The 12,429-nt window shown below is 65.3% G+C and carries 13 protein-coding genes; 7 read left to right on the plus strand and 6 right to left on the minus strand.

Annotated elements, in window-relative coordinates; all coding sequences use genetic code 11:
- The 3 genes from LOC60_RS06300 to LOC60_RS06310 form a co-directional block, all read right to left on the minus strand.
- On the minus strand, window positions 1–150 hold the full coding sequence (locus tag LOC60_RS06300) for a hypothetical protein (protein ID WP_230023598.1): 150 nt from the start codon (window positions 148–150) through the stop codon (window positions 1–3).
- A 207-nt stretch (window positions 151–357) separates the two neighbouring features.
- On the minus strand, window positions 358–816 hold the full coding sequence (locus LOC60_RS06305) for an Hsp20/alpha crystallin family protein (RefSeq protein ID WP_230023600.1): 459 nt from the start codon (window positions 814–816) through the stop codon (window positions 358–360).
- A gap of 98 nt (window positions 817–914) precedes the next feature.
- The gene (locus tag LOC60_RS06310) at window positions 915–1,649 is read right to left on the minus strand and encodes an MBL fold metallo-hydrolase (RefSeq protein ID WP_230023602.1); all 735 of its coding nucleotides are present in this window, start codon (window positions 1,647–1,649) and stop codon (window positions 915–917) included.
- A gap of 317 nt (window positions 1,650–1,966) precedes the next feature.
- On the opposite strand from LOC60_RS06310, the gene LOC60_RS06315 reads away from it, so the two are divergent.
- Both LOC60_RS06315 and LOC60_RS06320 read left to right on the plus strand, forming a co-directional pair.
- Window positions 1,967–2,401, plus strand: a complete 435-nt coding sequence (locus LOC60_RS06315; protein WP_230023604.1) for a MarR family winged helix-turn-helix transcriptional regulator — start codon at window positions 1,967–1,969, stop codon at window positions 2,399–2,401.
- 36 nt (window positions 2,402–2,437) lie between these two features.
- A complete protein-coding gene (locus tag LOC60_RS06320; RefSeq protein WP_230023606.1) occupies window positions 2,438–3,445 on the plus strand; it encodes an NADP-dependent oxidoreductase in 1,008 nt (335 codons plus the stop codon).
- A gap of 3 nt (window positions 3,446–3,448) precedes the next feature.
- On the opposite strand, the gene LOC60_RS06325 is transcribed toward LOC60_RS06320, so the two are convergent.
- Genes LOC60_RS06325 through LOC60_RS06335 form a run of 3 tightly spaced genes read right to left on the minus strand, consistent with a single transcriptional unit; the run spans window position 3,449 to window position 6,309 of the window.
- The gene (locus LOC60_RS06325) at window positions 3,449–4,540 is read right to left on the minus strand and encodes a glycosyltransferase family 4 protein (RefSeq protein ID WP_230023771.1); all 1,092 of its coding nucleotides are present in this window, start codon (window positions 4,538–4,540) and stop codon (window positions 3,449–3,451) included.
- Window positions 4,541–4,542: 2 nt separating this feature from the next.
- Window positions 4,543–5,472 carry an alpha/beta fold hydrolase gene (locus tag LOC60_RS06330; protein ID WP_230023608.1) on the minus strand — a complete coding sequence of 310 codons (930 nt, stop codon included), beginning with the start codon at window positions 5,470–5,472 and terminating at the stop codon, window positions 4,543–4,545.
- Window positions 5,473–6,309 (minus strand): aldo/keto reductase, encoded by an 837-nt coding sequence (locus LOC60_RS06335; protein ID WP_230023609.1) that lies wholly within the window; start codon window positions 6,307–6,309, stop codon window positions 5,473–5,475. It abuts the gene before it with no gap.
- 197 nt (window positions 6,310–6,506) lie between these two features.
- Here LOC60_RS06335 and LOC60_RS06340 point away from each other — a divergent pair, with 197 nt between their 5' ends.
- From LOC60_RS06340 to LOC60_RS06360, 5 genes are all read left to right on the plus strand, one after another.
- Window positions 6,507–7,250 carry an MIP/aquaporin family protein gene (locus LOC60_RS06340; protein ID WP_230023612.1) on the plus strand — a complete coding sequence of 248 codons (744 nt, stop codon included), beginning with the start codon at window positions 6,507–6,509 and terminating at the stop codon, window positions 7,248–7,250.
- A gap of 63 nt (window positions 7,251–7,313) precedes the next feature.
- Complete coding sequence (gene glpK / locus LOC60_RS06345; RefSeq protein ID WP_230023614.1) at window positions 7,314–8,837, plus strand: glycerol kinase GlpK; 1,524 nt, start codon at window positions 7,314–7,316, stop codon at window positions 8,835–8,837.
- Between the two features lie 155 nt (window positions 8,838–8,992).
- Window positions 8,993–10,345, plus strand: coding sequence for a flavin-containing monooxygenase (locus LOC60_RS06350; protein WP_230023616.1), 1,353 nt, complete (start codon window positions 8,993–8,995; stop codon window positions 10,343–10,345).
- Window positions 10,345–11,283: a bile acid:sodium symporter family protein gene (locus LOC60_RS06355; protein WP_230023618.1), complete on the plus strand. Its 939-nt coding sequence runs from the start codon at window positions 10,345–10,347 to the stop codon at window positions 11,281–11,283. Before LOC60_RS06350 ends, LOC60_RS06355 begins: the two co-directional genes overlap by 1 nt.
- Window positions 11,280–12,236, plus strand: a complete 957-nt coding sequence (locus tag LOC60_RS06360) for an SDR family oxidoreductase (RefSeq protein ID WP_230023620.1) — start codon at window positions 11,280–11,282, stop codon at window positions 12,234–12,236. Before LOC60_RS06355 ends, LOC60_RS06360 begins: the two co-directional genes overlap by 4 nt.
- The last annotated feature ends 193 nt before the right edge of the window (window positions 12,237–12,429 follow it).

Raw genomic sequence — 12,429 nt, forward strand, 5'->3', positions numbered from 1 at the left:
CTACAGCAGTTCGAGCAGGACGGCGCCGGCGCCGAGCAGGGAAAGCAGCGCCAGCTGGGCTGCGCCGCCCAACCGGGACAGCTGCCCCAAGAGTCCGCGGGGTACTCCGTGGATCATCCAGTTCCGATGATTGACAGTCGGCAGCCTCATCGCTGCGTCCCCTTTCCTGGCTGCCCGGCCTTGACGGCGGCTTTGACTGCGCAGCCTCTTGCCCGGGTCGAATCGGTTATGGCGTACATTTCCCAGTATCGCGCTCCGGAGAAGTGCAGCCGGACCGGAACCGGGTGAACTTCGCCACGGGCAGGCACAAGGAAGGGCTCCGGAGATCCGGAGCCCTTCCTTGCTGGTTCTGTCTATTTATGCCTGGACGGCTTCACGGGTATCGCCCTCGGAGGCTTCCCCGCTGATCGTCGTGGATTCAGCGGATGTCTGGACTGCAATCTTGCGGGGCTTCGCCCGCTCAACCACCGGGATGATGACGCTGAGGACACCGTTCTCGTACTGCGCGGAGATCTTTTCAGTGTCGATTCCCTGGCCCAGGTTGAGCTGCCGAAGGAAGGATCCGCTTTCACGTTCGCGGGTCAGCCACTTCACCCCGTCAGTGTTCTGCAGCGTGCGCTGGGCGCGGATCGTCAGCAGCTGGCCGTCAACGTCAATGTCGATGGAGCCAGGGTCGATCCCCGGGAGGTCGGCTGCGAGGATGTACTGGTCGCCCTGCCGGTAGAGGTCCATGGGCATGCCGCGCAGAGTTCCTTCGCCGCGCAGTGCCTGAGTCATGCGGTCCAGTTCCTGGAACGGATCAAACTTCATAGCCATGGTGGTACCAACTCCTTTATCAAGATTCAGTTCCAAAGTTGAGTCGGTGTCACTCAACTTGCAGAAAGAGATTAGCACTCACCTGTGGCGAGTGCCAACTACTTTTTCTGGTGTGGAAATTGTTCTCCGGCCCGTCGGGCGAGCTGTTGTAGGTCTCCGGGATTTCCACGCCACGGAGCGCCGTGCCCGGGAAGCACCCAGCTGGCCTGAATACCCGCGAGACGGCCCAGGGATTCGAGGGCTGCCTCCGGATCGTCGGTGAATGGCGCGGGTTGAATGCCCGATACCCCGGTCAGTACGTGGCGGGTGGTCAGTGCATCGCCGACGAAGACGGCATCCGCCTCCGGCACATGCACTGCGATACTGCCCGGAGAGTGGCCAGGAAGGGCTATGACCCGCGGTGAGCCCGGCAGCGGAAGGACATCCCCGTCTGCCACCTCGGTTACTTCGGTGAGGTAGGTGGTGCGCCAGCCGTGCTTTCGGAGTCCGTAAAGGAGGAACTGGATCAGTGGGAAAACCCGCAGCCGGCCCATTGCGGCTTTGGGTTTGCTGCCGCCGCGCGCACGGTCGGCGTCGAGCGAGTGCACAAAGACCGGTACGCCGCCTTCCCGCCGCAACTTTTCGGCAAAGCCGATATGGTCGCTGTCGCCGTGGGTCAGAACGGCCCCGCGCACGTCGTCGAGGGAGCGGCCCATTGCCTTCAGCTCCGTGAGGAAATCGTCCCAGTGTCCGGGGAGCCCGGTGTCGATGACGGTTATCCCGTCCTCCGTGTCGACCAAGTAGGCAGCAACAATGTCATTACCGATGCGGTGCAGGTGAGGTGCGAGTCTCATCAGGGGTTCCTTGCAGGTAGTGGACGTCGCTTTAGCGACACGGTGCAGGGTGGAATCAGGCGGCCCGGATCAGGTCTGCCAGGCAGGCTTCGAAGGAGGAGTCTTCTATCGGCAGGCTAACCGCCGGAAGTTTCCCAGGTAAGGGTGGTGGGGTGGAGCGGTAGGTGCGCACGGATGGCAGCGAGTCCCAGCTGCGTCGGCGGGCAGTACGGCGGTAATCGGGGATTCCCAGCATCCGGACAGCCTAGGGCCACCACGGAAACTTCCGCGGACCGACATATATTGTGCACAATCGAATTGTGCCCTACGGTGTATCCATGAACGAATCACTGCAGCGTCAGGTGTGCTTCTCGCTGTATTCCGCCTCCCGTGCCGCTACGGCCCTGTACCGTCCCATGCTTGAAGAGCTTGGCCTGACCTACCCGCAGTACCTGGTGATGTCGCTGCTCTGGGAGGAAGACGGCCAAAGCGTCCGGGAACTCGGCACGGCGCTGGACCTGGATTCCGGCACGCTTTCGCCGCTGCTCAAGCGGCTGGAAGCAGCGGACCTGGTGCGGCGCCGTCGTGCCGTTGAGGACGAGCGGCGCGTGCGCATCCACCTCACGGATGCCGGACGCGCCCTTGAACAGCACGCCAGGAACCTGCCGGACCGGCTGGCGGATTCCGCCGGACTGGCGCCGCAGGATCTGAAGAGCCTGCAGGAAACCCTCGCCAAGGTCACCGCCGCCCTGCGGCAGGCCGTGGCGAAGTAGATACCCACCATCAACCCCGACAGTAAGGTTCATTCCATGAGCAGTTACACCGGCCGCGAAATCCAGCTTGCCTCCCGCCCCGAAGGGTGGCCGACGGAGCAGAACTTCCGCTTGGCGGAGGTGCCCGTTCCCGAACTCCGGGAGGGCCAGGTCCTGGTCCGTAACCTGTACATGTCCGTGGATCCCTACATGCGCGGCAGGATGAACGACGCCAAGTCCTATGTTCCGCCGTTCCAGCTTGACGCCCCGCTGGAGGGCGGCGCCGTCGGTGAAGTCGTGGAGTCACGCTCCCCGGAGCACAAGCCCGGAGACAAGGTGCTGCACGGCCTGGGCTGGCGTGATTACGCAGTCCTGGACGGGCGCCGCGCCCGCATCATCGACACGGAGGCGGCTCCGGCCAGCGCCTACCTGGGAGTGCTGGGCATGACCGGGCAGACGGCCTACGCGGGCCTGACCAAGGTGGCGGAGTTCCGGGAAGGCGACGTCGTCTTCGTTTCGGGCGCGGCCGGTGCCGTGGGTTCGCTGGTGGGCCAGATTGCCAAGGCTCTGGGCGCCAAAAAGGTCATCGGCAGTGCGGGCTCCGCCGAAAAGGTCCAGCGGCTGCTCGATCTTGGCTTCGATGAGGCGTTCAACTACCACGACGGTCCCGTGAAGGATTCCCTGAAGAAGGCCGCCGGTGCCGACGGTATTGACGTCTACTTCGACAATGTGGGCGGCGAACACCTCGAAGCGGCCCTTTCGGTGATGAACAAGTTCGGCCGGATCGCCATGTGCGGCGCCATTTCCCAGTACAACGATTCCCCCGTCGGCCCGCGCAACCTGGCGATCGCCATCGGCAAGGAAATCACCCTGCGCGGGTTCCTGGTGGGTAGCTACAACGAGTACGCCGACGAGTTCGCCACCCTGATGACCGGCTGGCTGCAGGAAGGCCTGGTCCGTTACGACGAGACCTTCGCGGACGGACTCGAAAACGCTCCGCAGGCCTTCATCGACCTGATGAAGGGCGCCAACAAGGGCAAGATGATCGTGACCCTGGGCAAGTAGGGATCAACGACGGCGGCGGCGGCCGGGGAACAGGCGGACAGCCTCCCCGGCCGCTTCCATAAGCTGGGCCGCGGAGGCACCCCAGCTGTAATCGGCTGCGCGCTGCACACCGGCGTCGGACGCCTTCTGCCAACGTCCGGGCTCCCCAAGGTTCCGGACGGCATCGGCGAAGGCAGAGGGATCATCCGCATCCACCAGCAGCGCCGCGCCCCCCGAAACCTCCCGGAAGATCGGAATGTCGCTGGCGACAACCGGCGTACCCACAGCCATCGCCTCGATCACCGGCAGCCCGTAGCCCTCGGCTTTCGACAGGGTCACCAGCGCCGTGGTGCGGCGCAGCAGGGCGTCATACTCCTCATCGCTCACACCGTTGTGGAACCTCACGCGGGCACCGGCTGGAACAATCGCTTCGAGCTCGCTCCGCCGCGCATCGGAGATACGGCTCAGCAGGTGCAGCGTGAAGTCCGGCAGATACTCCATGCCGCGGATGATGGTTTCGACGTTTTTGTAGGGCATGAAGGAGCCCATATACAGCAGCGAAGCCTCCGCCCCGGCGTCCGGATCCCGCGGGACGGCACCTGCCTGGGGTGCGTTGGCCACTATCCGGACCGGACGCTTCGTGAGCCGGTGCCCGTCCATCAGCCCGCGCGTGGTGTCGCTGATGGTGGCGACGACGTCGGCCCGGTTCAGCAGCAGCCGCTGCGGCCAGTAGGCCAGGTGGTAGAGCCGCCACAGCCAGCGAACCGGCAGCGGAAGGAACGACGGCGGCGTCGGGTTCGAGTAGTAGATCAGGTCATGGAGGGTCAGGACCAGCGGATACTTCCGTCCCCAGCTGCCCATGGTCTGCATCGGGCTGAAAACGGCGTCGGGGCGGAGACGGTTGATCCGGAAGGCCGCGAACAGCTCCGCGGGGGAGAGCGGACTGTTGATCTTCACCCACGGCAGGTCCGGAAGCAGGGCGAGCTGGCGTTCGTCGGAGATCAGCATCAGGACGTCCGCGTGCCCGCTGACGGCTTCGATCAGGCTGGCGCCGTACCGGCTGATGCCGTCATGGTGGTCGGTGCGGGTAAAGCGTGCGTCTACGGCCAGGCGCATCCTCATGGGTGCCTCCGGGAAAGGAAATCCTCGATCTTTTCGGCCGCTTCCGCCGGCTTCTCATAGTGCACCAGATGCCCGACGCCGGGCAGCATGTGCAGTTCCGCGTCGGGAATGCGCTCCGCAAGCAGGCGCTGTCCCTTCACCGATCCGATGTCGTCCTGTTCCGCCGCGATGAGCAGCACCGGCATCGTCAACTGCGCGGCGACGTCGCGCACCGTGGCCGAAATGGACGCCCGGAAGGCATCCAGGACCACCCGGCGGTTGGCGAACGCGCTGAAGTAGGCATCGTGCTGGGCGTGGATCCAGCGGCGCAGGCCGGGATCCTTCGTCTTCGCCATCAGCATGCTCATGCCGCGGACAATGACCGGGCTGCGCAGCACCGCCATGCCGGGTTTCTCCGGCAGCGCCGCGGCCAGCCGGTAGTAGAATTCGGCGGCCTTGCTGGTGATCCCCTTGGGCCCCTCCAGTGCCGGCTCGCAGATCGGGTTGACCAGCACCAGTTCACTGATCAACTCCGGCGACTCGGCCGCCAGACGGGAGGCAATGATGGAACCGAAGGAATGGCCGAGCAGGACGGTGTCCGGTCCCAGGCCAAGCTCCTCGAGTGCGCCGCGGACAAATGCGGTGTAGGCGGGGACATCGTGCCGGCCCGGAAGGGCGGCACCGGCCCCGAAGCCGGGAAGATCCGGCACCAGGACCCGGTGGCGGGGGAGCGCTTCGACAATCCGCAGCAGCCCATGGTGGTCGCCCCGGAAGCCGTGGACCATAAAGATCGGCGGAAGGCCGGGGTCGCCGTCAGTCACCGGCGCAAAATCCCGGCACACCTGTTCAGCGCCGCCCACCGTAAAGGACCGCACTGCGGCCCTGCGCGAGAAGGGCACCGGGGCACCCGACGGCGTCAGCTGCCGGCGTGCCGCCGTACCGGACATTCAGTTCACCTCGTCGGGATGCGAACCGGAACGGTGCCCGCGGTCCAGCGCGTTCAACGCGGCCCGGTGCTCGTCGGACAACTCGAAGGAGTACAGGTCCAGGTTCCCGGCAATCCGCTCCGGGCTGCTTGCCTTGGGAATAACGATGTTCCCCAGGTCCAGGTGCCAGCGCAGGATCACCTGTGCGGGGGTGCGCCCCAGCTCCGCGGCAATCCGCTCAATCACCGGGTCCGCCAGTACGGCGCCGCGGCCCAGCGGACTCCAGGCGGCCGTGCGGATTCCCAGGCGCCGGTGCAGCCGCCTCAGTTCCTCCTGTGCCAGCCACGGGTGCAGCTCAATCTGGTTTACCGCGGGAACAATTCCGGTTGCGTCCAGCAGTTGCTCCAAATGGGAGGGCTGGAAATTCGAGACGCCGATGGCACGGACCCGGCCCGCCGCGTAGAGCTCCTCCAGCGCCCGGTACGTGTCAATGAACTGTTTCCGCTGGGGGCACGGCCAGTGAATCAGGTACAAATCCAAGTAGTCCAGGCCCAGCCGGGACAGGGATGCGTCGAAGGCCCGCAGGGTCGAGTCGTAGCCCTGGTCGGTGTTCCAGACCTTGGAGGTGACGAAGATGTCGCTGCGTACGGCACCGCCCCCGGCGGTAAAGGTGTTCACTGCCTCGCCCACCCCGGCTTCGTTGCCGTACAGGGCCGCCGTGTCGATATGCCGGTAGCCCGCCCCGAGGGCGTCCAGGCACAGCCGGGCTGCGTCGTCGGCAGGGATCTTGTAGGTGCCGAAACCGACCTGGTCGATCAGGACGCCGTTATTAAGCGCGATTCGCGGTGCAGGCTGCATAGGACGACTTTACCGAGGCGCGGGCGCGGTGCCGAATCGCCTCCTGACTACCTGTTTCTCCGTATGAAGATTGGCGTGGCGCCAAACAGGTCAGCTAAGGTAATGGCGCTTCTTGCAAAAGATTGGTTGCATAGAACCCAACAGTCCGCCCTCCCACTTGGGTCGTGGACAGATACGAATGATCGGAGGAGTCGATGGTGACTCTGGGAGAAGTTTTCATCAGTGAGCTGGCGGGAACAGCCATCCTCATTATTCTGGGCTGCGGTGTGGTGGCCAACGTGGCACTCGCCAAAACGAAGGGTGCCGGCGGCGGCTTCCTGATGGTCAACTGGGGGTGGGCCATCGGTGTATTCGCCGGCGTGTACGCGGCCGCTATTTCCGGCGCACACATCAACCCCGCCGTGACGGTAGGCCTCTGGGCAGCCGGCAACGAGGAGTTCGCACCGGGCGTCGAAGTTTCCTTCGGCGCGGCGATGGTTTACTTCGCCGGACAGATGGCCGGTGCCATTGTCGGCGCCATTGTGGCCTGGCTTGCCTATAAGAAGCAGTTCGACGACGAACCCGACGCCGCGAACATCCTGGGTGTCTTCTCCACCGGTCCTGCCATCCGGTCGTACGGCTGGAACGTCGTGACCGAGGTGGTGGGCACCTTCGTCCTGGTCTTCACCATTGTTGCCTTCGCCGGAACGCCCACGGAGCTCGGCCCGCTGGCCGTCGCGCTCGTGGTGCTCGGCATCGGCGCCTCGCTCGGCGGACCCACCGGCTACGCCATCAACCCGGCCCGTGACCTCGGCCCGCGCATCGTGCACGCCCTGCTGCCGATCCCGAACAAGGGCAGCAGCGACTGGGCCTACGCCTGGGTGCCCGTCGTCGGCCCGCTGATCGGCGGTGCCCTCGGCGGCCTTATCGGCGCCCAGCTTCCCCTCCCGCTTCCGGTATAAGCGCACCGGCTGGCCGGCAGGTCCGCCACCACCCAAAGACCCCCACCGCAAGGAGCAGAAACAATGCCTGACAATCCCAGGTACATCATCGCCATCGACCAGGGCACCACCAGCAGCCGTGCAATTGTTTTCGGCCACGACGGAAACATCGTTTCCACCGGGCAGAAGGAACACGAGCAGATCTTCCCGCACGCGGGCTGGGTGGAGCACGATCCGATGGAGATCTGGACGAACGTCCGCGAGGTCGTGGGCAGTGCCCTGTCCAAGGCCAACCTGACCCGGCACGACATTGCCGCCGTCGGAATCACGAACCAGCGTGAAACGGCCGTTGTCTGGGACCGCAACACGGGCGAGCCCGTCTACAACGCAATTGTCTGGCAGGACACCCGCACGCAGCCCATCGTCAACGAGCTGGCGGCAAACGGCGGACTGGACCGCTTCAAGGACACCGTTGGCCTGCCGCTGGCGACATACTTCTCCGGCACGAAGATCAAGTGGATCCTGGACAACGTAGAGGGGGCACGTGAACGGGCAGAGGCGGGGGACCTCATGTTCGGCAACACGGACTCCTGGATTGTCTGGAACCTGACCGGCGGGACGGACGGCGGCGTGCACATCACCGACGTCACCAACGCTTCGCGCACCCTGTTTATGAACCTCGAGACGCTCACCTGGGATGAGGACATCCTCAAGGAGTTCGGTATTCCGCGGTCGATGCTGCCGGAAATCAAGTCCTCCTCCGAGGTCTACGGCATAGTTGCCGGCTCCCAGCTGCTGCGGGAAACCCCGGTGGCAGGCATCCTCGGTGACCAGCAGGCCGCAACGTTCGGCCAGGCGGCGTTCGAAAAGGGCAACGCCAAGAACACCTACGGGACCGGTTGCTTCCTGATCTTCAACACCGGTGAGGAAATTGTCCGTTCCGAGAACGGGCTCATCACCACCGTGGCCTACCAGCTGGGCGACGCCAAGCCGGTTTACGCGCTTGAAGGTTCCATTGCCGTCACCGGTTCCCTGGTCCAGTGGCTCCGCGACAACCTGGGCATCATCAACAGCGCCCCGGAGATCGAAGAGCTCGCCCGCAAGGTGGACGACAACGGCGGCGTGTACATCGTGCCCGCGTTCTCCGGACTCTTCGCACCGTACTGGCGTGCAGATGCGCGCGGTGCGATGGTGGGCCTGACCCGTTACGTGAACAAGAACCACATTGCCCGGGCCGCACTGGAAGCCACCGCCTTCCAGACCCGGGAAGTGCTCGACGCCGTGAACGCTGACTCCGGTGTCCCGCTGACGGAACTGCGCGTAGACGGCGGCATGGTCGCCAACGATGCCCTGATGCAGTTCCAGGCAGACATCCTCGGCGTCGACGTCGTCCGGCCCAAGGTCATCGAGACCACCGCACTGGGTGCCGCTTACGCGGCCGGCCTGGCTGTCGGTTTCTGGAACGGCACCGACGAGCTCGAGCAGAACTGGGCTGAAGGCAAACGCTGGATCCCGCAGATGGAAGAATCCGAACGTGACCGCCAGATGCGCCTCTGGAAGAAGGCCGTCACCAAGACCTTCGACTGGGTTGACGACGACGTTCAGTAATTCGAAGGCAGACTAGTAGTGAAAGGCCCCGGCAGCGAGACTGCCGGGGCCTTTCGCTTCCCCCGCTCGGGCGGGGTCGGTTTGACGGGCACATCAACCCTTCGGTACCGTTCGGGCAGCATCGACGGTGATGCAGGTCACAGAAGCAGGTGGAAGTGTCTCCCGCAGCAAACTTTGTACGATCGGAACTGCCTGTCGCCGTTATCGGCGCCGGACCCAGCGGCCTTGCCGCCATGCGGGCCCTATCCAGGCAGGGCCTCGCTTTTGTCGGCTTTGAGCGGCATACCGACGTCGGCGGACTCTGGAATATCGAGAATCCGGCCAGTACGGTCTACGAATCGGCCCACCTGATCTCGTCGAAATCCACTACGCAGTTTGCCGAATTCCCCATGCCGGAGGGCACCCCCGACTACCCCGGGCACCGCCATCTCCAGGCCTATTTCCGGTCCTACGCCGACCGCTTCCAGCTGCGTCGGTCCATCCGGTTCGGTGTCCGGGTCACCGCAGCGGTGCCGTCCGAGGACGGCGCGTGGATGGTGTCCTGGGAGGGCGCCGACGGACCGGACAGCGGACGGTTCAGTGCTGTCATCGTCGCTTCGGGCACCCTGCACACCCCGGCAATTCCCACCCTGCCCGGGCAGTTCAGCGGCGAGATCCGCCACTCGGCGTCCTACAAAAACCCCCGGGAACTCTCCGGAAAGCGCGTGCTGATTGTTGGAGCCGGCAACAGCGGCTGCGACCTGGCCGTGGACGCCGTCCACCACGCCGCCTCCGTCGACATCAGCGTCCGGCGGGGTTACTACTTCATTCCCAAGTACGTCTTCGGCCGGCCCACCGACACCCTGAACCAGGGAAAGCCGCTGCCCCGGCCGCTGAAGCAGTTCTTCGACAAGCGGCTGCTGCGCATGTTCACCGGAGACCCGCGCCGCTTCGGCTTCCCGAAACCCGACCACCGCATCTACGAATCCCACCCCGTGGTGAACTCCCTGATCCTGCACCATCTGGGACACGGGGATCTTCAGGTCAAGGGCGACATTGCCCGGCTGGACGGGCACACCGTTCACTTCCGGGACGGAACCTCGGGGGAGTACGACCTCCTTCTCCTTGCCACGGGCTACGTGCTGGACTATCCGTTCCTGGACCCGGCGCTGCTTGGCTGGGACGGCCCGTCGCCGTCGTTGTACCTGAACATGTTCAGCCGCCAGGCGGAGAACCTGCTCGTGATCGGCATGGTGGAGGCCTCGGGCCTGGGCTGGGAGGGCAGGTTCCGGCAGGCCGAACTGGCGGCCGCCTACCTGGCCGCCCAAAAACGCGACCCGGAGTCCGCCGGGGAGTTCCGGCAGCTGCTGGCCGGAGAATCACCGGATGTCACCGGCGGTTACCGCTATCTGGGCCTGGACCGGATGAGCTACTACGTCAACAAGGACGCCTACCGTGCCGAACTTGAAGCGCACCTGGAGCGGCTGGCGTCAGCCGGGTCCGCAGCGCGTGAAGAGGCGAACCGCTGATGCCCATTGACGACGTCGTCCTGAGCTTTACGCCTGCCTCGCTGCTGATCCTGAACGTAGTGCTGGCGGTGATTATCCTTGGCATCGCCCTCGAAGTACGTCCGGCGGATTTCCGCACCGTGGCGCGCAGCCCAAAGGCGGTGCTGCTGGGAATCGGCGCCCAGTACCTGGTGCTTCCCGCCGTGACGGTCGGGCTGGCGCTCCTCCTGCAGGTCCCGGCATCGATTGCCCTGGGCATGATCCTCGTGGCCTGCTGTCCGCCCGGGGGCATCTCCAACGTCCTGACACACCGGGCGCACGGCAATGTTGCCCTGTCCGCTTCCATGACCGCTGTCTCGAACCTGGTGGCCATCGCCGTGATGCCGCTGAATGTGGCGCTGTGGGCGCGGCTGAATCCGGCCACTGCCGGGCTGATGCGGGACTTCTCCCTGGACCGCTGGGAAATGCTGATCCAGGTCCTGCTCATCATCGGCGTGCCCTTTGCCGTGGGCATGCCGCTGGCCCGTCGCTTCCCCGCGGTGACCGACATCCTGCGGCCCTGGGTACAGCGGATAGGCCTGGTGGCCCTGCTTGTATTCATTGTCGCCGGGACAGCCAGCAACCTTGGCCCGCTCCGCGAGCATCTCGGGACCATCTTCCTGATCGTGCTGCTGCATGACGCGGTGGCACTGGCTGTGGGCTACTGGACGGCGGCGGCGGTGCGGCTGGATGAACCCAGCCGGCGGGCGTTTACCTTCGAAGTCGGCGCCCGCAACACCGGACTCGGGCTCGGCCTGACTCTAACCTTCTTTGCCGGTCTGGGCGGCATGGCCATGGTCGCCGCCTGGTGGGGCATCTGGGACATCCTGGCCGGACTGCTGCTGGCGGCCTGGTGGCGACGGCGTGACGCACGCCGCGGTTCGCCGGCCCCGGCCGCGGAGCGGGGGACAGGACGATGACCCGGGTCTGCGTGACCGGCGGCAACGGCTTCCTGGGCAGTGCGGTGGTCGCCGGATTGGCGGACCATCCGGAGATTTCGCATGTCCTCAGCCTCGACATCCGGGAACCCGCGGAGGAACGCCGGCTCGCCGGGGTCGAGTACGCCCTCGCGGATGTATGTTCCCCGGACGTGGCGCGGCTGCTGCAGGCGCACCGGATCGACACCGTGGTCCATCTTGCCGCCATCGTGAATCCGGGAAAGCACACCACGCGGGAACAGGAATTCTCGGTGGACGTGGTGGGCTCACGGAATGTCCTGGCGGCCTGCATTTCCTCCGGGGTGAAGCACGTGGTCATTTCCTCTTCCGGCGCCGCCTACGGCTACCACCCGGACAACCCCCCGTGGCTGAAGGAATCCGATGCGCTCCGCGGCAATGACGAGTTTGCCTACTCCCGGCATAAACGGCTGGTCGAGGAGGAGCTGGCAAGGGTCCGCGAAGAACATCCCGAGCTGCAGCAGACCATCTTCCGGATCGGCACCATCCTCGGCGAGCGGGTCCGCAACCAGATCACGGCCCTTTTCGACGCACCGAAGCTGCTGCGGGTAGCCGGCAGCGACTCCCCGTTTGTGTTCATCTGGGACGAAGACGTGGCCGGCATCATGGTCCAGGCCGTCGTCACGGGACGCAGCGGCATCTTCAACGTTGCCGGAGACGGTGCCCTGACTGTGCGGGAGATAGCGGGACTGCTGGGACGCGGCACCGTCACGGTTCCGGCACCCGTCCTGGCTGCCGCGCTCTGGCTGGGTCACCTGCTGCGGCTGACCGTCCACGGTCCCGAACAGGTGCGGTTCCTGCGCTACCGGCCGGTGCTGGACAACACCGCACTCAAGCAGGAGTTCGGCTTTACTCCTTCCCGCACCAGCAGGGAAGCGTTCCTCGCGTTCCGGGCAGCGCGGGACACGGCCGGCTAAAGCTCCCGCGGCTCACCCGGGCACACTGGCTTCGAGGGCCGTGTGCTGTTGTAAAGTGGAGAAATGATCGCAGTTCTCCTCCTTAGCTAGCCGCGCACCGTCCGTGCGCGGCCGCCCCTTGCTTGTCGAGGGGCTTTTGTGTGTCTGGGGAGGACCCAAAAATTTAAGGGCCGGATTTACCGCCGGCCCGCAG

Origin of the sequence: Arthrobacter sp. zg-Y769 (genome assembly GCF_020907405.1) — a bacterium.
Lineage (GTDB): Bacteria > Actinomycetota > Actinomycetes > Actinomycetales > Micrococcaceae > Arthrobacter_B.

Bases quoted from the DNA above. Each gene is read 5' to 3' on its own strand.
- LOC60_RS06300 (WP_230023598.1), bottom strand. From the start codon at position 150: ATGAGGCTGCCGACTGTCAATCATCGGAACTGGATGATCCACGGAGTA.
- LOC60_RS06305 (WP_230023600.1), bottom strand. From the start codon at position 816: ATGGCTATGAAGTTTGATCCGTTCCAGGAACTGGACCGCATGACTCAG.
- LOC60_RS06310 (WP_230023602.1), bottom strand. From the start codon at position 1,649: ATGAGACTCGCACCTCACCTGCACCGCATCGGTAATGACATTGTTGCT.
- LOC60_RS06315 (WP_230023604.1), top strand. From the start codon at position 1,967: ATGAACGAATCACTGCAGCGTCAGGTGTGCTTCTCGCTGTATTCCGCC.
- LOC60_RS06320 (WP_230023606.1), top strand. From the start codon at position 2,438: ATGAGCAGTTACACCGGCCGCGAAATCCAGCTTGCCTCCCGCCCCGAA.
- LOC60_RS06325 (WP_230023771.1), bottom strand. From the start codon at position 4,540: ATGCGCCTGGCCGTAGACGCACGCTTTACCCGCACCGACCACCATGAC.
- LOC60_RS06330 (WP_230023608.1), bottom strand. From the start codon at position 5,472: ATGTCCGGTACGGCGGCACGCCGGCAGCTGACGCCGTCGGGTGCCCCG.
- LOC60_RS06335 (WP_230023609.1), bottom strand. From the start codon at position 6,309: ATGCAGCCTGCACCGCGAATCGCGCTTAATAACGGCGTCCTGATCGAC.
- glpK (WP_230023614.1), top strand. From the start codon at position 7,314: ATGCCTGACAATCCCAGGTACATCATCGCCATCGACCAGGGCACCACC.
- LOC60_RS06355 (WP_230023618.1), top strand. From the start codon at position 10,345: ATGCCCATTGACGACGTCGTCCTGAGCTTTACGCCTGCCTCGCTGCTG.
- LOC60_RS06360 (WP_230023620.1), top strand. From the start codon at position 11,280: ATGACCCGGGTCTGCGTGACCGGCGGCAACGGCTTCCTGGGCAGTGCG.